The organism is Chengkuizengella sp. SCS-71B (assembly GCF_040100845.1).
GTDB lineage: Bacteria > Bacillota > Bacilli > Paenibacillales > KCTC-33759 > Chengkuizengella.
The window spans coordinates 2,667,888-2,690,771 of the sequence record NZ_JAZHSH010000001.1; the positions used below are offsets into that span (position 1 = coordinate 2,667,888).

Below are 22,884 nucleotides of genomic sequence, written 5' to 3' on the forward strand. Positions count from 1 at the left end.
ACCTATTAAATTTAAAAAAGGTATTAACCTATGAAACTCATTTTCAGTAACAAAACTTTTAAAAAGGTCAAAGTTCTTTACAATTAAATCCAAAAAGTGTAAACTTTAAATGAGTGATTACTCACTTTTTATAAAATGGGGAGGGATGATAAATGACTAAACCTTGTATTCAAGTAGATCAGCTCACGAAAAAATTCAACAAAAAAACAATCCTTAATAAAATAACTTTAGACATTCCAAGCGCTAAGATTACAGGACTATTAGGTCCATCAGGTGCAGGAAAAACAACTCTAATCAAACAAATTGCAGGTATGGATACATCTGATCAAGGACATATTTACGTTTTATCCAAAAAAATGCCTTCATTAGATATAATTCATCGTATCGGGTATATGGCTCAATCGGATGCTTTGTACAATGAATTGTCTGCCTATGATAATTTAAATTTTTTCGCACAACTGTATGGTTTAAAAGGAAAAGCAAAAAAACAAAGAATTTATAAAGTCATGGAATTAGTAGACTTAACTGCTGATTTGCGAAAAAAAGTAAGCAAGTACTCCGGTGGAATGAAACGGCGATTATCTTTAGCTATAGCGTTGGTTCATCAACCAGAAATATTATTGCTCGATGAACCAACAGTGGGTATCGATCCAGTGTTGCGTCAATCCATATGGTCTGAACTTGAGATATTAAGTAATCAGGGAACAACGATCATCGTAACGACCCATGTTATGGATGAAGCTGAAAAGTGCCATCAACTAGCTATGCTTCGTAATGGAGAAATTATTGCTTTTGACACACCAAACAAGCTCGTAGAAGAAACAGAAACAAAAAGTATTGAAGAAGCCTTTCTTTATTATGGGGGTGTAAAAGCATGAGGATTCGAGCACTTGTATTACGCATAATAAAACAATTTATGAATGATAAAAGAACATTAGCCATGATCTTAATTGCCCCTATGTTTATATTATGGTTAATGTCACAAGTTTTCCATACTGATCAATATGAACCTACCATAGCTCTAGTAGATGTACCAGAACAAGTCTCCATCCTTTTAAAAGAGGAGGATGTGGAACTATTATATTATTCTTTTTCAGAAGCTGAAGTAGTCTTATCTGATGGAGAAATAGATGCCTTATTAACTTGGACATCTAAAGGACCTGAAATCATGTTAGAAGGCAGTGATCCTTCTGCAAACAAATCTGTGTTTATGATCGTTCAAAATATAGCCAATGAAATTCACCCAACTTCAAACTCGCTCCAAGCTTCTATCACTTACTTACACGGTTCTGAAGACATGACAGCATTTGATTCTTTTGGCCCCGTACTGATTGGAGTTTTTGCATTTTTCTTCGTATTTCTTACATCAGGAATTTCATTTTTAAGGGAACGAACAACAGGCACATTAGAACGTTTATTAGCAACACCGGTTAAACGATGGGAACTTGTAATAGGATATGTGATTGGATTTGGAATATTTTCTGTTATTCAAGCGGCACTTATTGCCTGGTTTTCGATTCAAGTACTTGGCATGTTAATGATGGGGTCCATTTGGTTTGTTTTATTAATCACTTTGTTATTAGCCCTGACAGCACTTACATTAGGTACTCTTTTATCTGCATTTGCCAATAATGAGTTTCAAATGGTGCAATTTATTCCACTTGTGATCGTGCCACAAGTATTTTTGTCTGGACTTTTTAATTTGGAAAGCATGTCCGAATGGTTGCAGTGGTTAAGTGTATTGATGCCATTATCTTACGGAGCAGATGCTTTGAGAGAAATTATGGTACGTGGAAGTGGATGGAGTGAAATAGCAAGTGATGTTTATGTGCTCTTAGGATTTTCTGTTACTATTATGATAGCCAACATTTATGTACTGAAAAAATATAGAAAAATATGAAATACTCCAAGAAGTGAACAAAATTATTACAGAGGAGGAAGCTTCGTGTCAGAATCAATGGAACAATGGATCGAAGAACTACTAAAAATTAACGATGAAGATGAAAAGAAAACAGATAAACAAATGAAAATTATTACTGCAGCCATTGAAATTTTTGCTAAAAAAGGGTATTCCGCTTCCTCTACAAATGAAATAGCGAAGAAAGCAGGTGTCGCTGAGGGAACGATTTTTCGCCATTATAAAACGAAGAAAGAATTATTGATTTCAATTGTTGCACCAATGATGGTAAAACTTGTAGCTCCATTCATATTACGAGATGTTGAGAAACTCTTAACTAGTTCACACCATTCATATGAGCATTTTTTAAGGCAATTGATGAGCAATCGAATTCAGTTTATTAAAAAAAATACTTCTGTAATAAAAATACTACTACAAGAAATTCCCTTTCAACCTGATTTACAAGCTTTATTTGTAAAACATGTAGCTTCAAAAGTCTACACGAAACTGTATAAAATTGTAGAACATTTTCAAGGTAAAGGAGAAATTATATCAGTCCCCCCTCCATCTGTCGTTCGATTTACTGTATCCACAATCATGGGGCATTTATTAGTAAGATATTTTATTCTTCCTGATTTGAAATGGGATGATGAAAAAGAAATAGATCATACGATACACTTTATTATGTATGGTATAAGTAATATCCCAAAAGAAGATGGATTCTCTTAATTCAATTTTATAAGGTTAAAGAAAAAGAAGTTATCTACTTGGATAGCTTCTTTTGAGTTCAACATTATTTCATTAAAACAGTACTGGTATTCATTTCTACTTTTTTGTAAGTTATTACAAGTTGAATTGCTGCAACACTTATAACTGCTCCTATAATAAAAGGTAAAGTTTCGTTGATTGCGAATAAAGCCGAAGCAAAAAGTGGTCCTGTTATTCTACCTAAGCTATCCATAGAAGAATTTAAACCTGTTGCAACCCCCTGACCTACTTTTGTTTTTTGAGTAATTAAAGAAATGACACAAGGTCTAATAAAAGCGTTACCTGCAGCAAACACAGATAAATATAAGGAGGCTGTCCATAAATCTTTTGAAAATAACAACAATATAAATCCAAGTGCTGAGAGTAACAGTCCGAATTGTATAAATTTAGATTCTGATCCTGGTTTTACATATCTGCGTATTACTCCGCCTTGAATCAGAGCTCCAACAATTCCACTTATCAAAAACATAATTCCAATCTTTTCAGACGTTGCATCAAATTTAAGATCCACATAATAGATTAAAGTTCCCTCAAGTCCAGCTAAAGTAAACGTTACAAAAAAGGACATGATGTATAAATATTTCATTGGACCTGTAAATGCTGACCAACGTGAAACCTTTTCTTTTGTTTTATTCATTCTTTGCTCTTTAGATAAGGATTCTGTCAAATAAAGCAACACAAAAATAAAAGTAATAAAGGCAAGACCCGAAGAAACAAAAAATGGTGTTTGTGTACTAATTGTACTTAATAATCCTCCTATAGCTGGTCCAAAAATAAAACCAAGACCAATGGACATCCCAACAAGTCCCATTGCTCTTGTCCGATTTTCATTTGTTGTAATATCCGCTACATACGCTACTGCACATGAGGTTACAGCACCAGAAAAGAATCCGCCCAATATTCTAGATATGTACATTAACCATAAACTTTCTATGGAAAGTGCAAAAATAAAAAAACTTATACTGAAACCTAGAATTCCAATTAAAATAATCGGTCTTCGACCCCAACGGTCAGAGAGTTTCCCCCAAATTGGAGACATAATAAATGATACCGCAGAGTATAGGGCCAGCATCATATTCATATGAAAAACAGTCACTATTTTTGGTAGTACAGGGATAATGATAGCAAAGCCAATAAAAGTCGTAATTAGTAAAACCATGATGATACCAATCTTTTTCTGCAACTTAACTCCTCCAACTTCCAATCAACATATAAAAAAAACCTTATATCATCGTACCATAATTTTTTATTTTGTAAAAATGAATATGTGTTAAAATTTCGAAATAAGACAAATGTAAAGTTAACTATATCAAATAGAAAAAACTCGCCAATTGACGAGTTTTAATAAAAGAGTAGTTCAAAAAATACCCTTCTTAGAGTTTTCTTCTCAAATCAATCTAATCTATCTAAACTAGCCTTTGAACACAGATTTATCCAAAATATTTTTGCGTACAGACGCCCATCTCTATAGATGGTATCTTCAAATCAGGTGGAGTAGAGTCTCCATCTGATTTCTCGATGTTTAAGCTTTTCTTAAACGAGTTCACTGTGCTAATAATAGTTTTACTTCTATATTCCCTCGCGTTGCTTTGGAATATGGACAGACTTGATGAGCTGCTTTAACTAACTCTAACGCCTGTGCTTGCTCTATTCCTTCAATTTTCACTAATAACTCCGCTCCTATTTTAAAACCTCCTTCTGGATCTTTACCAATTGAAACTTTTCCTGTAACAGCAGTAGATTTCACTTCAACTTTCTTATTTCTAAGCACTACTTTTAATGCACTATCAAAACAAGCTGAATAACCAGCAGCAAATAATTGCTCTGGATTCGTAGCATGACCTCCAGGTCCTCCAAGCTCTTTTGGTGTCTTTAAATCTAAATTAATCACATTGTCATCTGAAATAACTTTACCATCTCTTCCCCCTGTTGCAGTTGCAGTAGCTGTGTACAATACTTCCATGTTTGTTACCTCCAAATTTTATTTACATTGTACATACATCATCGTTATTTTATGCAGTTTTCAAAGATCTAATCATATGAAAGAACAACCTTTATTACCTGAAAGTAAAAAAGGTGAAAAGTTATTTTATATTTGGTATACTCTAGCTTTAATATTAATTTAATTTTGAAGGAATGAAGCAAGCTGATGAATCAACAACATCGTACTCCTCTATTTACATCTTTAATTGAACATGCAAAAAAGAAACCTCATCAATTTCATATTCCTGGTCATAAAACTGGGGAAGGTATGGATGAACAATTTAAGAACTTTATTGGAAGCAACGCACTCTCCATTGATTTAATTAATATTGCACCTTTGGATGACCTCCATCAACCTACTGGCATTATCCAAGAAGCCCAACAATTGGCAGCAGAAGCTTTTGGGGCAGATCATACCTTTTTTTCAGTACAAGGTACTAGTGGAGCGATAATGACAATGATTATGTCGGTATGTGGACATGGTGATAAAATCATTGTTCCAAGAAATGTTCATAAGTCCATTATGTCTGCAATCATATTTGCAGGAGCAAAACCTATTTTTATCTACCCTGCTATGGATGAAAAATTAGGTATTGCACATGGGATTACAACTCAAGCCGTACAAAGAGCTTTAGAAATTCATCCGGATGCAAAAGCAGTACTTGTTATCAATCCTACCTACTTTGGAATTGCAGCAAACTTAAAAGAAATAGTTGATATCGCACATTCTAATGCAATTCCTGTGTTAGTAGATGAAGCTCATGGTGTTCATATTCATTTTAATGAAAAGCTACCTTTATCAGCGATGCAAGCTGGAGCGGATATGGCAGCAACTAGTGTTCATAAATTAGGGGGGTCTCTTACTCAGAGTTCAGTTTTGAATGTGAAGGAAGGGCTGGTTGATGCAAAAAGAGTTCAATCCATTATGAGTATGTTAACTACAACTTCAACCTCATATATTCTATTGGCATCATTAGATACTGCTCGTAAAAATTTAGCTATCAATGGTGAACAGATGGCTGAGTTCAGTTTATCCTTAGCTGATTATGCAAGGAAGAAAATTAATGAAATCAAAGGATTTTATTGTTTTGGAGAGGAGATACTTGGGAGTGAAGCAACTTATGATTACGATCCAACCAAATTAACTATACATCTTCAAGGAATTCAGCTTTCTGGGTATGAAGTTGAAAATATATTAAGAGATGTTTACAACTTAGAAGTAGAATTAAGTGATATGTATAATATTCTTTGTATAATCACTCCAGGTGATACGATAGAAAAAATAAATTGGTTGATACAATCTCTACAGAACATTTCTGAACGACACTATAACCAAAACGAATTAAAAAATTTATTTGTAAAAACACCAGAAATCCCGCAGTTATCTCTCTCACCACGGGATGCCTTTTATGCAGACACTGAGGTAATTCCGTTTCAGGAATCTGCAGGTAGAATTATTGCTGAATTTATTATGGTATATCCGCCTGGGATTCCAATATTGTTACCAGGTGAAATTGTGACGCAGGAAAATATTGATTATATAAATGAACATTTAGAGGTCGGTTTACCTATTCAAGGACCTGAAGATAAAACAATTAAAAATGTGAAAGTTATCGTAGAAACATCAGCCATTCGTTAAACCTTTATATGGTGAGGGGTTCTGAGGACATGGAAATCAAGGATTAGTATTGAGCAATATTAGGTACGGAAGGTATTCTATGTTTTAAAAAACCTGAAAGCTCCTCTGCCTCCACCTCATTGATGTTAAAAATACGTTGTAAATAATCTAAGTTATCTAAATCATCAAAACATAGTAGTGAAGATCTTCCCGTTTGCATACACACTACAAGTGGCTTACCAAAAAAATTATCTGTGTAAACAAAAGCAAAATCATAACGAAAATGTTCAGAAGTAAATCCAATAAAATTAACATGTGTATTCTCATTTACATCATATAATTTATCGAACATACTTTTCACCTCCTATTATTTTTCTGAATATTGTTTACAATTTATTATAACATAAATCTATAGATTATTTATAATTATGAATTAATAATAACAATTTATTCATACCTTCAAGATATTCATTGTAAATGTTACCATCAGATGTTATGATGTTTATGAAAAAAAGCTTGTTAGTTAGGTAATAAATTAAGGCGGGTGTCTAATTTGAGTCAAAGCGCATACATAAAATTCAAAGAGAAATCTACAGTAACGTCTATAACCTTAGATGAAGTGAAAGCGCAATTATTAACTTATAAGGAACAAGTGAATAAAACAGGCCAACAATTAGGGTGGGATTATGGTGAGGCTGCATTTCCTTATACTATTGAAACAAAAACGGATGCAGAAGGAAATTGGTTTTATCTCAAAGGAATCAATCATCTGTATAAATATATTATCGTAGGGGTTAAGAATTTGACTCAAGATGATGATGAACAGACATACATTCAAGTTGTATTACCCGATGGCTGCACTCATGGAGATAAAGCAAAAGGGAATGAATTGTGTAAATATTTAGGAAAACAATTCAAAGCTGAGCTACAATTATTTAATGGACGTAAAATGTACTTCAACCCTCGTAAGTAGAATTTTAAAAAAATTTATAATCATACATTTATATTGATTCGACTATCGATCAATCATTTGTTTGTAAAATTTATAAAGTGTAAAAAACCGTTTAATGACTAGTCATTAAACGGTTTTTATATGTTATGATTTTTTGTTTTCTTCTGCAACAATTTCCTCATAAATGGTTACAACTCGTTGCCACTCCTCGTCACTTTCAATGGGTTCAAGAAAAGTCTCTTCGTTTTCTTCAACCAGTTTAAAAATTACTCCGTCACCTTCTGGATTGTTATTATCAATTAGTACAGCATATTGATCATCAACCACCGAAAATGTATAAACAATCGACATTTCATATTCATTACCTTGATCGTCCGTAATAACAAAACTTTGTTCATCATCTTGATGGTTTAATTCTTCCGTCATTTTGTACCTCTTTTCTAGTAGATGTTCATCATACTATGTTTTGTGTAATTCTCATAATTTACGTATGTACACACATATCGTATCATGAACAGTTTATGAAATCAATTTGCCTTATCCTGCAGTAAACACTTTTTGTCCTACAAGAGAATACTCTTTGCTTCCAGTCAATTTCATATAAACATTTACTGTATATTCACCTGTTAATTTAGCTGTAAATTTAATATTTGGAGTATACAACCACATATTCTCCTCTTGATCAGTCAAATCTGGCTCAGTATAATTATAAACAATAGAACCAGCAGGATCAATAATCTCATATTTCAGAGAATCTATATCTGTTAATAACGTATCAATTTGAGTAAAGATAAAAAACTCATTTTCATTGTTTTTAGGTACTGTACCAAATGTGCCAAATTGCCCATCTTTTAATCTAGTTAATAATGATACTTGGATATTTGGCTTGTAGATAGAAACAGTATCTGTAGCTGCATTATATTCAACCATAGCTTGAAGTATGTTTGTTATATCTCGAACTGGCAACATTGTCGTCCCTTCAATATTTAAAGCCGGTTTAGATAACAGCTCTCCATTGACTTCGACAGAAATTTCCTTTCCGCTGTATTGTTTAATTTTACTGTCAGCGGCAACAGTGGCAGCCCCTAAAATGGAAAGCCCTATTATAAGTAAAAACGTGCGTTTGAATTTCATACTTTGTTAAACCTCCAAATAATTTCTTCTTAATAATGTTATACTCTCATATCAAACAAGAGTTGCGATAAGTACATAATTTTTTTTAAAATATAGAGAAATTTATATTTTATATTCATCAAGAAATTTTATTGAAAAATGTAATGACTTTATTTGTGTATTCTACTGGAAACTGTTGAAAAGAACGAACATGTACTTCACATTTTGTTTTCCAAAAATTAAAATGATCAGGATGTTTGTTGAACATCTTTTCACTGTCCGTATAAGAGATAGATTGATCACCAACACTATGAATAAATAAAATTGGTCTTGGATAAACAGCATCTACTGATTTAATAGGTGACACCTCTTCTGGTTTAATTCCAACTATAGGCCCTAATAGATTCATAATTAAAGGTGTGAATATAAAATTAGGTAGATTAGACCATGTTGCTAAATTAGTTTTCAAATAAGTTTTCAAATCATGATAGGGACTATCTGCTATAAGTCCAGCTACAGAAGGCTCCTCGGCCGCTGCTTGAATTGCAGTAGCAGCACCCATGGATACTCCTAGCAAACCTACTTTTCCTTTTTTATTTTGTTGTATCCAATCTATTGCTCCTAATACATCATACTTTTCAAGCTGCCCTAATGTGGTTACATCTCCACTTGATTCACCTGAGTTTCTTAAATCAAATAATAGAACATTGTATCCTGCTTTAACTATGAAGTAAGCTAATGATAAAAATGGAAAATTATCTTGCTCCCTGTTTTTTGTATAACCATGAACAAAAATGATGGTCATATTAGCAGGTTCAATTGAATGATTAGGTATAAACCATCCTTTTAGTTTAGTGGGCTGATTTCTGCTTTTAAATTCAATATTTGCATATTTAAGGTCGTAACTTGTAGGAGAATCTAAGATGGGTTGTTTTTTGGGGTGAGATAAGTGCCACCCTACATACATGGCTATTGAAATACACCCTAACCCTATGAATATAAAAAAAATAATACTTAGGACTATGACTATAATCAATTTATTAACAACTCCCTCATTGTAAGAACAGCCTCATTTAATCATTAAAGCATTTAGTTTTTCTTCACATTTATTTTTTAATACGGCAGGCATAATCTCACAATGATGCTCATAACCTTCGAAAACATACATAACATGAACATTTTTGTTATTTAACATTTCTTCAACTACAATTTTACAGCCAATTTGTTTTATTCTTTTTTTTATACGTATATGATCGTGAAGCACCACTTTATGTAAACGATCAATAAATGTAATCCAAAAGCGATTTAACTTCAATGATTCTATTGTTTTTTTATCAAAATCCATTGCCTTTAACAAATACAATGATACTATATATTCATTTATCATTCGATTGATATTTGACTCTTTCATTTTCATCCAACCTTAAATTTTTTTCTTTATTACATATAATATCGAACATATGTTTGTTTTGGCAATGTTAATATATGCAAAAAGATCGACTTTCATGCAAATAAAATTTTTGATCTGCATTTTTTACATCATTATGGTAAGTTTATAAAAGAGAATTGAGTGTGGGAGGAATTCAAGACATGACAATACAAATTCAAATGATTGGAACTGGGAGTGCCTTTTCAAAAAAATACTTTAATAACAATGCATTGGTCTATGCTGATGATTTCACTCTTTTAATTGATTGCGGCATCACAGCCCCTATGGCTTTACATCAATTAAACAAAACGGTTCAAGAAATCAACGGAATATTAATTACTCATTTACATGCTGATCACGTAGGTGGAGTAGAGGAATTAGCCTTTCAAGCGAAATACTTATATAATATAAAACCAAAACTTTTTATATGTTCTAAATTGTTACCTATTTTATGGGAAAACAGTTTAAAAGCAGGGTTGAGTGATGGACAAGGAAATAAGTTAGAAGATTTTTTTGAGGTCATTCCGATAATTGAAAATGAAAATATAATTATCACTCCTTCTTTAAATATAGAAATGATACAAACAAAGCATTTTCCAAATAAATTAAGTTACTCATTATTTATTAATAATGACATATTTTATAGCGCAGATATGCAATTTGATCCTGATCTGCTTGCATACATTCATAAAGAAAGAAATTGCAAAACCATTCTTCATGATTGCAATTTAGAAGAGCCTGGAAAAGTCGAAGTACATGCTAGCTTAAGCCAGCTTTTAACTCTTCCAGAAGAGATTCAAGATAAAATTTTACTCATGCATTATGGGGATAACATGGAATCGTTTGTTGGTAAAACTGGAAAAATGTCATTCATAGAGCAACAAAAAAAATATATATTCCCCCAACAGTGATGAAGAATCACAAAATAACATGAAGGTAATCTCGATGGAGATGAAATCATGGAAACGATTAAAAAGCATGAGTCCGATTCAATACCGGACTCATGCCAACAAATTGCCTAATGAAATAGTGAATATAATATATTAAAATATAGGTAATTGATCTAAATTATTACTAGGATCTCCATCCGCATCTCCACGTAAATAGGTTTCACCATCTCTACCTTTAAATGCATTCACACCACTAATATTGCCGCTCTGAACTTCTTGCAAAGCTTGTTGATAACCTAATGTTCGTCCATCGGATGTTTTAAATTCAGTTAAATCCCCATCTCCATTTTTTCTTACAGCTACAATTTCAACACGGTTTCCTTGATTCTGCTGATTATTCTCCATTCGAACTCATCCCCTTAGTTGAAAAATTGGTGTTGCTGTGAATATGTTATTACACTAATATTTTTTACAGAAAAGAATGATTTATTCTAGAATTTATTTCCGGCTTTTCGTCATCTGCTGCCAAACAGTTCCTGCAGCTTCTTCGCCACTGTTAATTCTCTCCAAAGCCATTTTCACTTGTAAACTGACTTCAAATTCTGGATCACTTTCAGCTTCTTTCAAAGCAGCTAAAGCTGTTTCATCTCCTACTTCATACAAAAAGCGTGCTGCTCTCCAGCGAACTAATTTATTTACATCTTTTAATGCTTGTATCATGGGCTCAACTGCCTGCGGATCACCAATATCTGATATTGTATCTCCAGCTGTTCTTCTCACAGAAACAGATGTGTCTTTCAAAGCTTCAACCAACAAAGGTAAAACTTCAGTATTTTGAATTTCTCCTAAATAAACCACGGCTAACCGTCGGATAGATGCTTTAGGATCCTTTAATGTTTTTAAAATTATAGGTAGTACTTCAGCAGTTGGTTCCATCTGATCTAATGCGGCAAACCTTCTGCGCCAATCAGGGTCATCCAATGACTTTTTTGCTTCCACTAGTGTCATTTTTCCAATAATCATAGGGGTATCATCATTCGTATGTTGTGCTTGCTGTAACAACCCTTCTATTCTTTCGACATTATAGGATGCATCTAATTCATCCAACACTTCATTAGCGATATCTTTCGGCTCTCCATAACGAATGCCCCACTCCTCTAGCTTTCTCTCTTTTATTAAATTTGGAGATGCTAAACCTGCTTCTATAGCAGCATTCGTAAATCTTTCGGGTAAATTTTCCCGTACTTCTTCCATTTCTGACTTTACTCTAATTTGCATGGGTATTTTTCTAAATGTTTGTACATAAACTTTAACTTCTCCAAACCCTTGATCCATGGAATCAAAATCGTTTATAGCTTGTCCCTCACCAAATATATCCTTTAATTGCTTTAAAATTGATTTCCAATCTGCGTTTGGTACTCGATCAACTGCCAAGAAATCGACGGTGTGAAAGATCGAAGTAACCCCTTTTATATCTAGAATTTGTTTCATTAATTCAGGTGCTTTTTCTTTATTTTCTGCAGTATAAGTTTTTCGTACCCCAGTTGGAAGCGACTCATCTATATTGATCTTCATAGAATTTGGACTTGGAGTAGGTTCAATTGAAACTATTTTCATATATATTCACTCCTCAAAAATTTAATAAACTAATAGCGCTAAAACAAAATAACGTATAAAAAAACTTACTGCTGATAAAAATAATATTTATTACTGGGGAATAGCCAGATGGATGGCACATATGACAAATAAAAGTCATTATCTAGGTTCAAATCCTAGTTCTCCAATCAATTTGTACTGTAGAATCATTTTAATCTTATCATAATTATAAACAAAACAGAGGTGATAATAAAATGAATTCAAACGAATATCAAATTGCTCAATTAAATAACGAACAAATCGAAGAAATAAAACTTTTAGAAAGCAAAATTAAAAATAAGTCTGGAGATCTAGTCACTTTAATTGCCTATTCTAATACAAATGAGCATGAAAATACTCAAAAATAAGATTTACTCACCGTGAACATAAGGAAAACCGATCGAAAAACCATGAACTGCACCCCAATTTTTAGACAATATCTAATAATCGAAGGTGCAGTTTTTCTATGTCAAAATTTTTACCATTGGTTGAATAAAAATAAGTTTAAAAAACTAAATGACTATTTTAGTACACTGTAAAAAAATAAGATTTTATCATATAATAAGATTAATTAAATATGGGAGGAGATTAAGATGGAAGCATTAGAAGTTATGAGCCCACTTAGTGGTGACACTATTGGCTTTGTAAATACTACTCCACTCCACGCAACGACTCTTATGTATGATCAAGCCAGAAAAGCACATAGTACTTGGCAATACATATCAATTAAAGAACGTTTGCAGTACATACGTAGATTAAAGCATATTATTGTTGAACAATTAGAAGATGGCATTGATATTATTCATCAAGATGCAGGAAAGCCTAAAGTAGAAGCGATTACAGCAGATCTATTTACTGTATTGGATACAATTGCCTATTTAGAAAAACACGCAGCAAAAATTTTAAAAACACACAAAACAAAAACTCCAATTGCACTCATTGGGAAGAAATCCTACTCTTCCTACCAGCCTCGAGGAGTTGTTTTGGTGATCTCTCCTTGGAATTACCCCTTTCAGCTCGCAATGAATCCAGTTATTAATGCTCTTTTAGCAGGAAATTGTGTCATACTCAAACCTTCAGAAGTTACCCCGCTTGTGGGGCAGTGGATGGAAAGTTTATTTGAACAAGCAGGATTTCCTGAACATGTCATTCAAGTGGCTCATGGTGGTAAAGAATTAGGGGCAAAACTTGTATCTGAAAAACCTGACTATATCTTTTTCACTGGATCAGACCGAACAGGAAAAATCATACAACAAGAAGCTGCAAACCACCTCATACCAACTTCCTTAGAATTAGGTGGAAAAGACCCCATGATCGTATTCAATGATGCTAATTTTGATCGAGCTGTTAGAGGCGCTTTGTGGGGATCTTTAACAAATTACGGTCAAGTATGTATGTCTGTTGAACGTATTTATGTAGAGAAGGAAAAATATGAATCATTTATTCATGAATTAAAAAAGGAACTTCAGAATTTAAAAATTGAACCATCAGATGATGCAGACTTAGGATCAATGACATTTGAAAACCAACTTCAAGTAGTACAAAACCATGTTACATCTGCTGTTTCAAAAGGGGCTAAAATTTTCAGCGGGAGTCACAAGAATCTTCATAAGTTTCAAGGAATGAAAATGGAGCCCATCATATTAACTAATGTTGATCACGAAATGGACGTTATACAAGAAGAAACCTTTGGTCCTGTAATCAATGTTATTCCATTTGAAAATGAAGAGGAAGCGATTCAGTTGGCAAACGATACACGATATGGGCTCAGTGCAAGTGTATGGAGTAAAGATCTAAATAAAGCAAAAAGAGTAGCAGTAAAATTAGCTGCTGGTAGTGTTGTTGTTAATGATGTCATTATAACCATCGCAAATCCGTATCTTCCTTTTGGTGGTATAAAAGATAGCGGTATAGGCAGGTACCACGCTCAGGCTGGTCTACAAATTTTTTGCCACCAAAAATCAATTATGGTTGATAAAGGCATCAAAAAATCTGAAGTAAATTGGTATCCCTATGAAGGGAAACTCCCTCACTTTAAAAACTTTATTACAAGCTGGTATGGAAAAAGGAAAAATGTAATTAAATTTCTTTCGTCGTACATTCAACTTCTTAGAAAATCCAAATGAAAAATGATGAGATATACATTTTCATAAATCTATATCTCATAAAATGAAACGGGATAAGTATTTTTCAAAAAAGTTGGAGGTTAGAATAATGAAGTATATTAAAGAGTTTTTTAGTATCAAAGATATTCAAATTACTTCTATTACTTTTCTTATCTTACTCCTAATCACATCACTTAACCTAACAAACGGAAAATTGTGGATAGCTATGTTTCTAGGTATTGTTGGATATGCAATCACTGAATATTTGATTCATCGTTTTTTATTTCATATGAAACCCCCTCGAAAAAACTTTCTATTAAACTTAATGAAGCGTATACACTATCACCACCATGCTCATCCTAATGATTTGAACTTATTATTCCTTCCTGTATGGTATAGCTTTCCAATCTTTTTAACTGCTGGTATTATTGTGTTTTTCATCACATTTGACCTAATGATAGCCATTGCATTTACAACTGGAGTCCTCGCTTATTTGTTGTATTATGAATGGTCACACTATGTTGCACATCGACCCATCACCCCGCTTACCCCCTGGGGTAAATTCATGAAACGAATGCACTTATGGCATCATTATAAAAATGAACAATTTTGGTTTGGTGTAACTCACCCCACATTTGACGTGTTATTTAATACGTACAAAAATGAAAAAAAAGTAGAAAAAAGCGACACGGTGCGTGATTTGGAAAAGAAACAGTTAAATTCATAAAATCTCTAAGCCCTCAAATGATATTGGGGGCATATAGCTCACCCCTCTTGAAAGCTTCGGCTAGTTCAAGAAGGGTTTTTTCATATTTTAATAGACTTGACGGTCTAGACCTGCAGGTCTATAATTGGTTTATGGATAATTTATACCTTTTCTTTAAGCTAGGAGGGATTTTTTGAGCACAGGTTTTAACAAGAATTTTGAACATAACGAAGCTTTAATGAAAGCATCACTAAATGAGTTTATAACAAGAGGATATGAAAAAGCCTCTATAAATCACATTTTAAAGATGGCAAACATGAGTAAAGGATCATTTTATTATCATTTTAAAAACAAAGAAGATTTGTACTTTCATTTGATTCAGACATTAATTGAGAAAAAACAAGCATTTCTTTCTAAGGCAATGACTGTGGAAGACTACTCTACAGACATCTTTTCTATTTTTAAGACACAGATTCGACTTGGTATGCAATTTGCGGCAGATTATCCAGATATCAATCGATTTGCAAATAGTTTCGTAAAAGAGAAAGGAAATGACATCTATGAAAGAGCATTAAAAAAGTATAATTTTGAAAACAATGATCAAATAAACCAAATGATAGAAGCTTCATATCATAATGGGGAGTTTAGAGAAAATTTACCGATTGAATTTATTAAACGAATCATTGGGTTTTTGTTCACCCACCTCGGGGAAATAACAGATATTAGCAAGCCTGAACATATTGAAGAAGAAATGAATTATTTCATAGACTTTTTAAAAATGGGGTTATCGAGGGAAAGGAGAGAATAATGATGTTAGAATTCAATTTTCCTGTTGGTTATCATCATTTTCACAAGACAAAAATCATGGATTTTCAGATGAATCGCTGGGTTTCTATGGGATACTCAAGAATGGAAGATATGATGGATGCAGCCAGAAACATTCAGAAAGTCGATGATTGGAAGGATGAAATGATACGTCAAGCTAAGAAAGCGAGAGCTGAAAATCGAATCATGAACGCTACATTTTATTATCGTGCTGCAGAGTTTTTTACGCTTCCAACCGATCCTGATAAAATGAAGATTTATGATCAATTTATAGCATTATTTTATAATGGGCTCGTTGCAGGTGAGAATATAGAACGTGTTTTAGTTCCGTACGGTAAGCACTTCTTATCCGCAATGAAAGTGCCAGCAAAAGGCAATTTAAAGAAAGGAACACTCGTTATCCACGGTGGGTTTGATTCTTTCATGGAAGAATTTTATTCTATGGCAGTATATTTCTCTAAACTAAACTATGAAGTCATTCTATTCGAAGGACCTGGGCAAGGTTATGCTTTGAAAAAACAAGGATTACCACTAAGTTATGAGTGGGAGAAACCTACTTCAGCGATATTGGATTATTTTGAATTGGACAATGTCACTTTATTGGGCATATCAATGGGAGGATGGCTGTGTTTTCGTGCTGCAGCGTATGAACCTAGAATCAAAAGAGTCATAGCTTCTAGCATTGCATACGATTATATGAAAATCCCTCCTCCATTTGTAGAGAAATTTGCACTATGGTTATTTAAACATCCAAAATTGATGGCTTGGATGTCCAACTTAAAAATGAAAATGATGCCACAGGAAAAATGGGGCATAGAGCATTTAATGTATATTACACATACAAAAACTCCACTAGAAAGCGGGTTTGCTATACTCGAATTCAATGAAGAACATTTAAAATCTGCAATGGTAAAACAAGACGTACTGATATTAACTGGTGAAAAAGACCATTTCATCCCAGTAAAAATGCACCATTTACAAATTCAAGCTTTAAAAAATGCAAAATCCATTACAGACCGTATCTTTACAGAAAAGGAACAAGGACAAAATCATTGCCAAGTCGGTAATATGGGACTTTCCCTTAGTGAAATAGCAGAATGGATGGAAAATATATCCTAATCATTTCCACACACGCCTAGTTTATCGGAATAAAAATTAATTGCTCTTTTATAATTAGTAATGGATTGATCATTTGTTGTTTCCACAATATTTTTCAGGAGGATTTCCATTGCTTTTTCATGATTTGCTAAGTTGAATAAAGTCATGCTATAAAACACTTGTAGTGCTCTATAATTCGGAAATTCTTCTATTGCTTTTTGAAAAACAAGCTTAGATTTCTCATACTCTCCTAGTGTTCTGTATGTACTGCCTAGCCCAAGATAGGCATCCTTTAATTCCTCTTTAGATAATCCTAAAGATATTGCCTTTTCATAGAAAGGTACCGCCTCTCTTTCTTTTTCCATCACATCAAAACTCCATGCAACTTGGTAATGAACTGCAGCATCTTCAGGATTCTTCTCAACCAACTGCATCAATAATAAATTTGACTCCTCATATTTACCCTCTTCACGTAATTTAACCGCTTTTTCTAGGTTTAAATCCATTTTCATCTCTCCCTCTTACTATTAATTATGCTATATCTAGCCTCAATTTTAATATCTAAGCAATGCTTCTCAATGTATTTCAGTACTCCTCGTAATATATTCAACTATTTTTTGTTCAAGAGATACTTTATGTTTTGGAACGCCTTGGTTTCCAAATAAAATATTAAACTCTAGTATATATGGTTTTCCATTGTTGAAAATCACATCGAAACCAGCATGATTTATCCCTAGTTTCTGAGAAACGTCTAATACTAGCCGAAGTGTTTCATCTGGAATATTGTCATAAGATACCTTTCCACCTTTTGCTACATTATGATGAAAGCCGCCAGTTTCCTCTATTCTCCAATATGCAGTTACAACTTCATCCCCAATCACGCAGATTCTCAAATCTCGATCATTTGATAAGAACTCTTGAATGTATAATACTTCTACTTTGTCAGCATAGTCCTGAAACTCTTTTTCATTCTGTATCAAAAACACACCTTGTCCCATTGAGTTTTTGATTTCTTTAGCAACAAATGGAAGCGGGAAGATTTCCATGATATAACGTCTATTTTCATCTGTATTACTTAATATTTCTGTGTATGGAATCTGTTCAGGACAAACAGCCTTCAGTACACGAGTCATTTCAATTTTGTTATGACCTAAATGGTAAGACTCAATGCTAGGAAAAATCTTTTTTTTCAATCCGTAAACGAGAGAATTTACCTGCCAATATTCAGGAAATAACAGCATATCCGCTTCTTTGATCTTTTCGATATCTTTGTACATATTTAGTGGTTTTATATATGATATGTTCGGAATACCTATCGTTCTAAGTGGGTTAAATGTAATTAGTTTCATATTTTTGTATCCTCTCTCTTAACTTCCTTCAAATTTTAACAGAAAGAAATCATGTCAGCAATGGAGATCCTTTTTTAGGTCTGAAAAAAAAGTAGCCAATAATTACAAGACTACTTTTCTCCAGTCTCCCTTGTTTAAACTCCTCATGCTAGAACTATCAATTTGCTTTCTTAATTGAAGATATTCTAAATAATTTCTGCCACCATTTTATCTTATTATTTCTTGGTGTTTTTTCCATTGAAGTTTCTTCAAAAGCTTCCGTCTTCAATTTTTCTTTAGATTCTATACTCTCTATAGCTTTTACTTCTACTTTCTTTGGATGTTCCTCCGTGATTTTTCCTATTTTCTTTTGATTTTCATTCATTTCCTTCAAAGCTGTTAAAAAGAGTTCATCTCTTCTATTTATTGTATTATCTAAATTTTTCAACTGACGATCAAGTTTATCAACTATTTTACTCATCTCTTTAGAAAACCTTTCATTCTGAACTTGAATATTACGTTGTCTTTCTAGTTGCTTATTCTCAATTGTACTCGGCTCTAACATCTCGATATGATCTCTATTTTTTGTGTTTATAGACCTAATCTCTGTATCGTAAAATGAGTGTCTCCTTATATGATGTTTTACTTTTTTTCGATCAAGTTTAGTACAAACTGTAAAAGCAAAATCAAGTTGAACAGTACCTGTACAGTTATCTTTCTCAGGACCCATACATACTATATCCACTCGTATGATATCCGCTAATGTAGTTGTAAAAGATGATCTTGGTTCAATTTCTGTAACCAGAGGTGTCATGGAGTATAAGATTTCAATTGCTACTTGCATCGTACATGTCTCACTTGTATTCACAATGGTAATGGCACCTGAAGGCAAGGAAATTCCACTTGTTTTATCACCTACAAAAATAGGGGTAGGCATAATATCATCACAGGCTTTATTGATAGGAATACAACGACTGATCTGTAAGGTTTTTTTATTTGATTTTTTCTTACACTTTTTATTAGACTTTCTTTTTTTACGAGTAGATTTTGTAGTGCAGTGAACATTGACGTTTACACTACAATGATTCTTCTTTATTCTACTCAAAGCAATCACCTCCTACATGACTGAATTGGTTATCATGTACCATACTATTAAGCTAATCACTTATTTGATTTATGACAATCGCACATTTATTAAAAAATTGGCGAATGACACATGGGAATTGTCATGTATTTTTGTAGCAATAGAGATTTATAGGAATATATTATATTAAATAAACAAGCACTCACAATACTAGAAACTAAAATGTAAGAATACTCGATGAGTTAGGAGTGATACAACATGTTCATAAACCGATTTACAATAAATACTTGTGGTGCGATGACTTTTACTGGCAACACTTTAGGTTTGAGTCAACAAACAAACCAAAATGCTGCTGGTACAGCAGGAAGTATTGGGGCTTTTATTACATTGGATACTAGTCAACCTATGGTAGATGCTTTTCCTCTAGACCCATTCCCAGGTGGTGGAATAGCTACAACTACACTTTCTATTAATATAAATAGTTCCGCAGCAAATTTGGTCATTCCAGCTGGGAGTACGATACTTTATGCAGAGTTAATCTGGGGTGGTAATTATTTATCAAGAGATCAAGATATTACTGGATTAATAAATAACGATGTCATCTTCATGGTGCCTGGTGGCGGTGCTTTTCAAATTTCACCTGATCCGCTAACAGCTAATGCACCTACTTTTATGACTGGTGGTAATACATTAGGATTTTATATGCGATCAGCAAATGTGACCAATATTGTACAGAACTTTGGAGCCGGTCAATATGCAGTTAGCCAAGTCTCAGGATTGGTAGATCCATTAATAGCTTCTACAAATAATACAAATCATGCTGGTTGGACACTTGCTGTTATTTATGAAAATTTCACTTCTTTTCCTTTTCGTAATATGACTCTTTTTGTAGGAGCACAGGGAATAGTAAACGCCACCACAAATCCAATCATTGATGTATCAGTAGCTGGATTTAATACCCCTGCTGTAGGAGCAGTATCAGGGAGAGCATTGATTAGCGCTGGGGAAGGAGACGCTAACATCACTGGAGATCAATGCCTGTTTGGTCCAAATGTAGCATCACTAGTTAATTTATCTGGGCCAAACAATCCTGCAATGAATTTTTTTGGATCACAAATCGAAGATGATACAGGAGCCGTAGATACGTCTGGTACTTATGGATCTAGAAATCAAATGCCTGGAACGCCAGGAATGAACATAAGTGCTGGACGTCAAGGATGGGATATAGCAAATGTGGATGCTTCAAGTGCATTAATTAACAACCAAAATGCTGGAGTTTTTAGATTTACCTCTACACAAGACGCCTATATGCCAAATGCTCTAGGTTTACAAATTGATCAGCCAGATAGCGTATTAAATATAGAAAAAAATGTAGACAAATTTCTTGCAAACAAAGGAGATATTTTAACCTACACGATTGAAATAACTAATCCAGGACCATCAATTGCCACAAATATAGTATTAACGGATATCGAACCTGTAGGTACTGATTTTATTGAAAACAGTGTAACTATTAATGGGGTTTTACAGCCAGGAGCTGATCCAAATGCTGGAATTGAGTTAGGGGATCTTGAAGTCGGGGAAACAATCACAGTTCAATTCAGAGTTAGAGTTACAGCAGGTAAATGTTTTGTCACAAACGTAGCCATTGTAAGATTTAGCTGTAATCAAACAGCAGAAAGTAATCAGGCTCTGACGACGATTTGTCATCATTGTCCTGGTTGTAAGAATTGTTTAGATTACTAACATCCTATTTCAATTTATAGGACAGCCGCATAAGCATTCATTGAATAATCATTTTATAAATAGAAAATCACATTTTTTTCTTGAAAATATGAACTCTAGAAAGGAGTACAACATGTTCATAAATCGATTTACTATAAATACTTGTGGCGCTATGACTTTTACAGGTAATACGCTAGGACTAGGTCAACAGTTCAATCAAAATAACGCAGGAACTGATGATAGCATCGGAGCATTCATTACACTAGACACAAGCCAACCAGGACAGAGCAATTTTCCACTGGACCCTGATCCTGTCGGTGGAATTGCAACTACTACTTTAAACATTAATTTGAATAGCTCTGCAGCAATTTTAGTGATTCCCGCAGGAAGTACGGTTCTTTATGCGGAGTTAATCTGGGGAGGGAATTATTTAAGCCGTAATGAGGATCTGACCACTTTGATCAATAACAATGTGATCTTAACGGCACCTAATGGCAGTATGTCCTCAATTACACCTGATCCTGTAACTGCGAATGAACCCACCTTCCCTGGAAATCCCCCACCAAAAACTTTAGGATTTTATATGCGTTCATCAAATGTAACCAATATTATTCAAATGCATGGAGCAGGTGAATATTCCGTTGGTCAAGTAACGGGATTGACAGATCGACTGAATAATTCGACTGATTCTACAAACCATGCAGGATGGACATTAGCTGTTATTTATCAGAATTTATCTCTTCCCTTTCGAAATATGACCCTATTTGTAGGTGCACAAGGAGTTGTCAATATTATGACAAACCCTATTATCGATGTAAATGTTGCTGGTTTTTCTACTCCATCAGCTGGAGCAATATCAGCTAGGGTGCTGATTAGTGCTGGAGAAGGAGACGCAACGAAATCAGGAGATGAATTCCTATTTGGTCCCGATACAGCCTCACTCTCAAATTTATCTGGGTCTGCACCAAATAATCCTGCTATGAATTTTTTTGGTTCACAAATAGAGGATGACAATGGAGCAGTAGATATGTCAGGTACTTATGGATCTAGAAATCAAACACCAGGAACACCAGGGGTCAATATGTTTGCAGGACGTCAAGGTTGGGATATCGCAAATGTGGATGCATCAAATGCATTGATAAACAATCAGAATTCAGGTGTTTTTAGATTTACTACTACAGAAGATGAGTATTTACCAAATGCAATAGGACTACAAATTGATTTGGATGATAGCATTCTTAACCTTGAAAAAAAAGTAGATCAATTTTTAGCTCACAAAGGAGATGTAATAACCTATACAAGTGAAATCACCAATCCTGGCCCCTCCATAGCAACGAATGTAATTTTTACTGATATCGAACCAATTGGCACTGATTTTATTGAAAATAGTGTAAGCATTAACGGAACCCTACAACCTGGAGAAGACCCTAATGCAGGAATTCTTATTGGACAAATCGGAATAGGAGATACTGTGATCGTTCAGTTCAGAGTAAGAGTAACAACAGGTAAATGTTTTGTAACAAATGATGCTAGTGTAAGTTTTAATTGTGACCAGACTGTGATAAGCAATCAAGTACTCACCACCATATGTAATGATTGCCTTGGTTGTCCCAGTTGTTCAAAAAAGCCTCATTAAACTTATTAAAATATGAAGTGGGATTTAACTATAATCAATCAATAATCCCTATTATATCTGTAATGTGATTTATATAAGAAATTGTGCTTTTT

General features: G+C 33.7%; 24 protein-coding genes and 1 pseudogene. 13 read left to right on the top strand and 12 right to left on the bottom strand.

What is annotated here, in order from left to right; genetic code table 11:
• The first annotated feature begins 152 nt into the window (after window positions 1–152).
• From VQL36_RS12955 to VQL36_RS12965, 3 genes are read left to right on the top strand one after another with little or no spacing between them, the layout of a single operon-like run.
• A complete protein-coding gene (locus VQL36_RS12955) occupies window positions 153–878 on the top strand; it encodes an ABC transporter ATP-binding protein (protein ID WP_349249724.1) in 726 nt (241 codons plus the stop codon).
• Entirely contained in the window at window positions 875–1,900 is a 1,026-nt protein-coding gene (locus VQL36_RS12960) for an ABC transporter permease (protein WP_349249725.1), read from the top strand. Before VQL36_RS12955 ends, VQL36_RS12960 begins: the two co-directional genes overlap by 4 nt.
• 45 nt (window positions 1,901–1,945) lie before the next feature.
• A complete protein-coding gene (locus tag VQL36_RS12965) occupies window positions 1,946–2,626 on the top strand; it encodes a TetR/AcrR family transcriptional regulator (RefSeq protein ID WP_349249726.1) in 681 nt (226 codons plus the stop codon).
• Window positions 2,627–2,690: 64 nt separating this feature from the next.
• Here VQL36_RS12965 and VQL36_RS12970 read toward each other — a convergent pair whose 3' ends face one another.
• Both VQL36_RS12970 and VQL36_RS12975 read right to left on the bottom strand, forming a co-directional pair.
• Window positions 2,691–3,848 carry an MFS transporter gene (locus tag VQL36_RS12970; protein WP_349249727.1) on the bottom strand — a complete coding sequence of 386 codons (1,158 nt, stop codon included), beginning with the start codon at window positions 3,846–3,848 and terminating at the stop codon, window positions 2,691–2,693.
• A 360-nt stretch (window positions 3,849–4,208) separates the two neighbouring features.
• Window positions 4,209–4,628: an organic hydroperoxide resistance protein gene (locus VQL36_RS12975; protein WP_349249728.1), complete on the bottom strand. Its 420-nt coding sequence runs from the start codon at window positions 4,626–4,628 to the stop codon at window positions 4,209–4,211.
• A gap of 186 nt (window positions 4,629–4,814) precedes the next feature.
• Here VQL36_RS12975 and VQL36_RS12980 point away from each other — a divergent pair, with 186 nt between their 5' ends.
• A complete protein-coding gene (locus VQL36_RS12980; RefSeq protein ID WP_349249729.1) occupies window positions 4,815–6,287 on the top strand; it encodes an aminotransferase class I/II-fold pyridoxal phosphate-dependent enzyme in 1,473 nt (490 codons plus the stop codon).
• A 43-nt stretch (window positions 6,288–6,330) separates the two neighbouring features.
• Here the strand turns inward: VQL36_RS12980 and VQL36_RS12985 are convergent, their stop codons facing one another.
• The gene (locus tag VQL36_RS12985; protein WP_349249730.1) at window positions 6,331–6,618 is read right to left on the bottom strand and encodes a DUF3055 domain-containing protein; all 288 of its coding nucleotides are present in this window, start codon (window positions 6,616–6,618) and stop codon (window positions 6,331–6,333) included.
• Between the two features lie 201 nt (window positions 6,619–6,819).
• On the opposite strand from VQL36_RS12985, the gene VQL36_RS12990 reads away from it, so the two are divergent.
• Window positions 6,820–7,239 carry a DUF1885 family protein gene (locus tag VQL36_RS12990; protein WP_349249731.1) on the top strand — a complete coding sequence of 140 codons (420 nt, stop codon included), beginning with the start codon at window positions 6,820–6,822 and terminating at the stop codon, window positions 7,237–7,239.
• 123 nt (window positions 7,240–7,362) lie between these two features.
• Here the strand turns inward: VQL36_RS12990 and VQL36_RS12995 are convergent, their stop codons facing one another.
• From VQL36_RS12995 to VQL36_RS13010, 4 genes are all read right to left on the bottom strand, one after another.
• Window positions 7,363–7,644 carry a DUF1292 domain-containing protein gene (locus VQL36_RS12995; protein WP_349249732.1) on the bottom strand — a complete coding sequence of 94 codons (282 nt, stop codon included), beginning with the start codon at window positions 7,642–7,644 and terminating at the stop codon, window positions 7,363–7,365.
• Between the two features lie 111 nt (window positions 7,645–7,755).
• On the bottom strand, window positions 7,756–8,352 hold the full coding sequence (locus VQL36_RS13000) for a stalk domain-containing protein (protein ID WP_349249733.1): 597 nt from the start codon (window positions 8,350–8,352) through the stop codon (window positions 7,756–7,758).
• Window positions 8,353–8,470: 118 nt separating this feature from the next.
• Window positions 8,471–9,367, bottom strand: coding sequence for an alpha/beta hydrolase (locus VQL36_RS13005; RefSeq protein WP_349249734.1), 897 nt, complete (start codon window positions 9,365–9,367; stop codon window positions 8,471–8,473).
• A 33-nt stretch (window positions 9,368–9,400) separates the two neighbouring features.
• A complete protein-coding gene (locus tag VQL36_RS13010; protein ID WP_349249735.1) occupies window positions 9,401–9,742 on the bottom strand; it encodes a hypothetical protein in 342 nt (113 codons plus the stop codon).
• 179 nt (window positions 9,743–9,921) lie between these two features.
• Here VQL36_RS13010 and VQL36_RS13015 point away from each other — a divergent pair, with 179 nt between their 5' ends.
• Window positions 9,922–10,671 (top strand): MBL fold metallo-hydrolase, encoded by a 750-nt coding sequence (locus tag VQL36_RS13015; RefSeq protein ID WP_349249736.1) that lies wholly within the window; start codon window positions 9,922–9,924, stop codon window positions 10,669–10,671.
• Between the two features lie 132 nt (window positions 10,672–10,803).
• Here the strand turns inward: VQL36_RS13015 and VQL36_RS13020 are convergent, their stop codons facing one another.
• Together VQL36_RS13020 and VQL36_RS13025 are read right to left on the bottom strand one after the other, a co-directional pair.
• A complete protein-coding gene (locus tag VQL36_RS13020; protein ID WP_349249737.1) occupies window positions 10,804–11,055 on the bottom strand; it encodes a DUF3892 domain-containing protein in 252 nt (83 codons plus the stop codon).
• Between the two features lie 93 nt (window positions 11,056–11,148).
• Entirely contained in the window at window positions 11,149–12,267 is a 1,119-nt protein-coding gene (locus VQL36_RS13025; protein ID WP_349249738.1) for a conserved virulence factor C family protein, read from the bottom strand.
• A gap of 233 nt (window positions 12,268–12,500) precedes the next feature.
• Between VQL36_RS13025 and VQL36_RS13030 the strand changes: the two genes are divergently transcribed.
• The 5 genes from VQL36_RS13030 (at window position 12,501) to VQL36_RS13050 (ending at window position 17,040) form a co-directional block, all read left to right on the top strand.
• Window positions 12,501–12,653: a hypothetical protein gene (locus VQL36_RS13030; RefSeq protein ID WP_349249739.1), complete on the top strand. Its 153-nt coding sequence runs from the start codon at window positions 12,501–12,503 to the stop codon at window positions 12,651–12,653.
• A gap of 225 nt (window positions 12,654–12,878) precedes the next feature.
• On the top strand, window positions 12,879–14,411 hold the full coding sequence (locus tag VQL36_RS13035; RefSeq protein WP_349249740.1) for an aldehyde dehydrogenase family protein: 1,533 nt from the start codon (window positions 12,879–12,881) through the stop codon (window positions 14,409–14,411).
• 88 nt (window positions 14,412–14,499) lie between these two features.
• The gene (locus tag VQL36_RS13040; protein ID WP_349249741.1) at window positions 14,500–15,117 is read left to right on the top strand and encodes a sterol desaturase family protein; all 618 of its coding nucleotides are present in this window, start codon (window positions 14,500–14,502) and stop codon (window positions 15,115–15,117) included.
• A 172-nt stretch (window positions 15,118–15,289) separates the two neighbouring features.
• The gene (locus tag VQL36_RS13045; RefSeq protein WP_349249742.1) at window positions 15,290–15,904 is read left to right on the top strand and encodes a TetR/AcrR family transcriptional regulator; all 615 of its coding nucleotides are present in this window, start codon (window positions 15,290–15,292) and stop codon (window positions 15,902–15,904) included.
• A 2-nt stretch (window positions 15,905–15,906) separates the two neighbouring features.
• A complete protein-coding gene (locus VQL36_RS13050) occupies window positions 15,907–17,040 on the top strand; it encodes an alpha/beta fold hydrolase (protein WP_349249743.1) in 1,134 nt (377 codons plus the stop codon).
• Here VQL36_RS13050 and VQL36_RS13055 read toward each other — a convergent pair.
• The 3 genes and pseudogenes from VQL36_RS13055 to VQL36_RS13065 all read right to left on the bottom strand — a co-directional run bounded on the left by VQL36_RS13055 (window position 17,041) and on the right by VQL36_RS13065 (window position 19,452).
• Window positions 17,041–17,525: pseudogene (locus tag VQL36_RS13055) on the bottom strand (tetratricopeptide repeat protein). It lies immediately after the preceding gene.
• Window positions 17,526–17,594: 69 nt separating this feature from the next.
• Window positions 17,595–18,368 (bottom strand): ATP-grasp domain-containing protein, encoded by a 774-nt coding sequence (locus VQL36_RS13060; RefSeq protein WP_349249745.1) that lies wholly within the window; start codon window positions 18,366–18,368, stop codon window positions 17,595–17,597.
• Between the two features lie 157 nt (window positions 18,369–18,525).
• Window positions 18,526–19,452 carry an S-Ena type endospore appendage gene (locus tag VQL36_RS13065; protein WP_349249746.1) on the bottom strand — a complete coding sequence of 309 codons (927 nt, stop codon included), beginning with the start codon at window positions 19,450–19,452 and terminating at the stop codon, window positions 18,526–18,528.
• A gap of 237 nt (window positions 19,453–19,689) precedes the next feature.
• On the opposite strand from VQL36_RS13065, the gene VQL36_RS13070 reads away from it, so the two are divergent.
• Entirely contained in the window at window positions 19,690–21,177 is a 1,488-nt protein-coding gene (locus tag VQL36_RS13070; RefSeq protein ID WP_349249747.1) for a DUF11 domain-containing protein, read from the top strand.
• Window positions 21,178–21,289: 112 nt separating this feature from the next.
• Window positions 21,290–22,792, top strand: a complete 1,503-nt coding sequence (locus tag VQL36_RS13075; RefSeq protein ID WP_349249748.1) for a DUF11 domain-containing protein — start codon at window positions 21,290–21,292, stop codon at window positions 22,790–22,792.
• The last annotated feature ends 92 nt before the right edge of the window (window positions 22,793–22,884 follow it).

Excerpts from the sequence above, each read along its gene's own strand:
- VQL36_RS12955 (WP_349249724.1), top strand. The coding sequence starts at position 153 with ATGACTAAACCTTGTATTCAAGTAGATCAGCTCACGAAAAAATTCAAC.
- VQL36_RS12960 (WP_349249725.1), top strand. The coding sequence starts at position 875 with ATGAGGATTCGAGCACTTGTATTACGCATAATAAAACAATTTATGAAT.
- VQL36_RS12975 (WP_349249728.1), bottom strand. The coding sequence starts at position 4,628 with ATGGAAGTATTGTACACAGCTACTGCAACTGCAACAGGGGGAAGAGAT.
- VQL36_RS12980 (WP_349249729.1), top strand. The coding sequence starts at position 4,815 with ATGAATCAACAACATCGTACTCCTCTATTTACATCTTTAATTGAACAT.
- VQL36_RS12985 (WP_349249730.1), bottom strand. The coding sequence starts at position 6,618 with ATGTTCGATAAATTATATGATGTAAATGAGAATACACATGTTAATTTT.
- VQL36_RS12995 (WP_349249732.1), bottom strand. The coding sequence starts at position 7,644 with ATGACGGAAGAATTAAACCATCAAGATGATGAACAAAGTTTTGTTATT.
- VQL36_RS13000 (WP_349249733.1), bottom strand. The coding sequence starts at position 8,352 with ATGAAATTCAAACGCACGTTTTTACTTATAATAGGGCTTTCCATTTTA.
- VQL36_RS13010 (WP_349249735.1), bottom strand. The coding sequence starts at position 9,742 with ATGAAAGAGTCAAATATCAATCGAATGATAAATGAATATATAGTATCA.
- VQL36_RS13015 (WP_349249736.1), top strand. The coding sequence starts at position 9,922 with ATGACAATACAAATTCAAATGATTGGAACTGGGAGTGCCTTTTCAAAA.
- VQL36_RS13020 (WP_349249737.1), bottom strand. The coding sequence starts at position 11,055 with ATGGAGAATAATCAGCAGAATCAAGGAAACCGTGTTGAAATTGTAGCT.
- VQL36_RS13025 (WP_349249738.1), bottom strand. The coding sequence starts at position 12,267 with ATGAAAATAGTTTCAATTGAACCTACTCCAAGTCCAAATTCTATGAAG.
- VQL36_RS13030 (WP_349249739.1), top strand. The coding sequence starts at position 12,501 with ATGAATTCAAACGAATATCAAATTGCTCAATTAAATAACGAACAAATC.
- VQL36_RS13035 (WP_349249740.1), top strand. The coding sequence starts at position 12,879 with ATGGAAGCATTAGAAGTTATGAGCCCACTTAGTGGTGACACTATTGGC.
- VQL36_RS13040 (WP_349249741.1), top strand. The coding sequence starts at position 14,500 with ATGAAGTATATTAAAGAGTTTTTTAGTATCAAAGATATTCAAATTACT.
- VQL36_RS13050 (WP_349249743.1), top strand. The coding sequence starts at position 15,907 with ATGTTAGAATTCAATTTTCCTGTTGGTTATCATCATTTTCACAAGACA.
- VQL36_RS13060 (WP_349249745.1), bottom strand. The coding sequence starts at position 18,368 with ATGAAACTAATTACATTTAACCCACTTAGAACGATAGGTATTCCGAAC.
- VQL36_RS13070 (WP_349249747.1), top strand. The coding sequence starts at position 19,690 with ATGTTCATAAACCGATTTACAATAAATACTTGTGGTGCGATGACTTTT.
- VQL36_RS13075 (WP_349249748.1), top strand. The coding sequence starts at position 21,290 with ATGTTCATAAATCGATTTACTATAAATACTTGTGGCGCTATGACTTTT.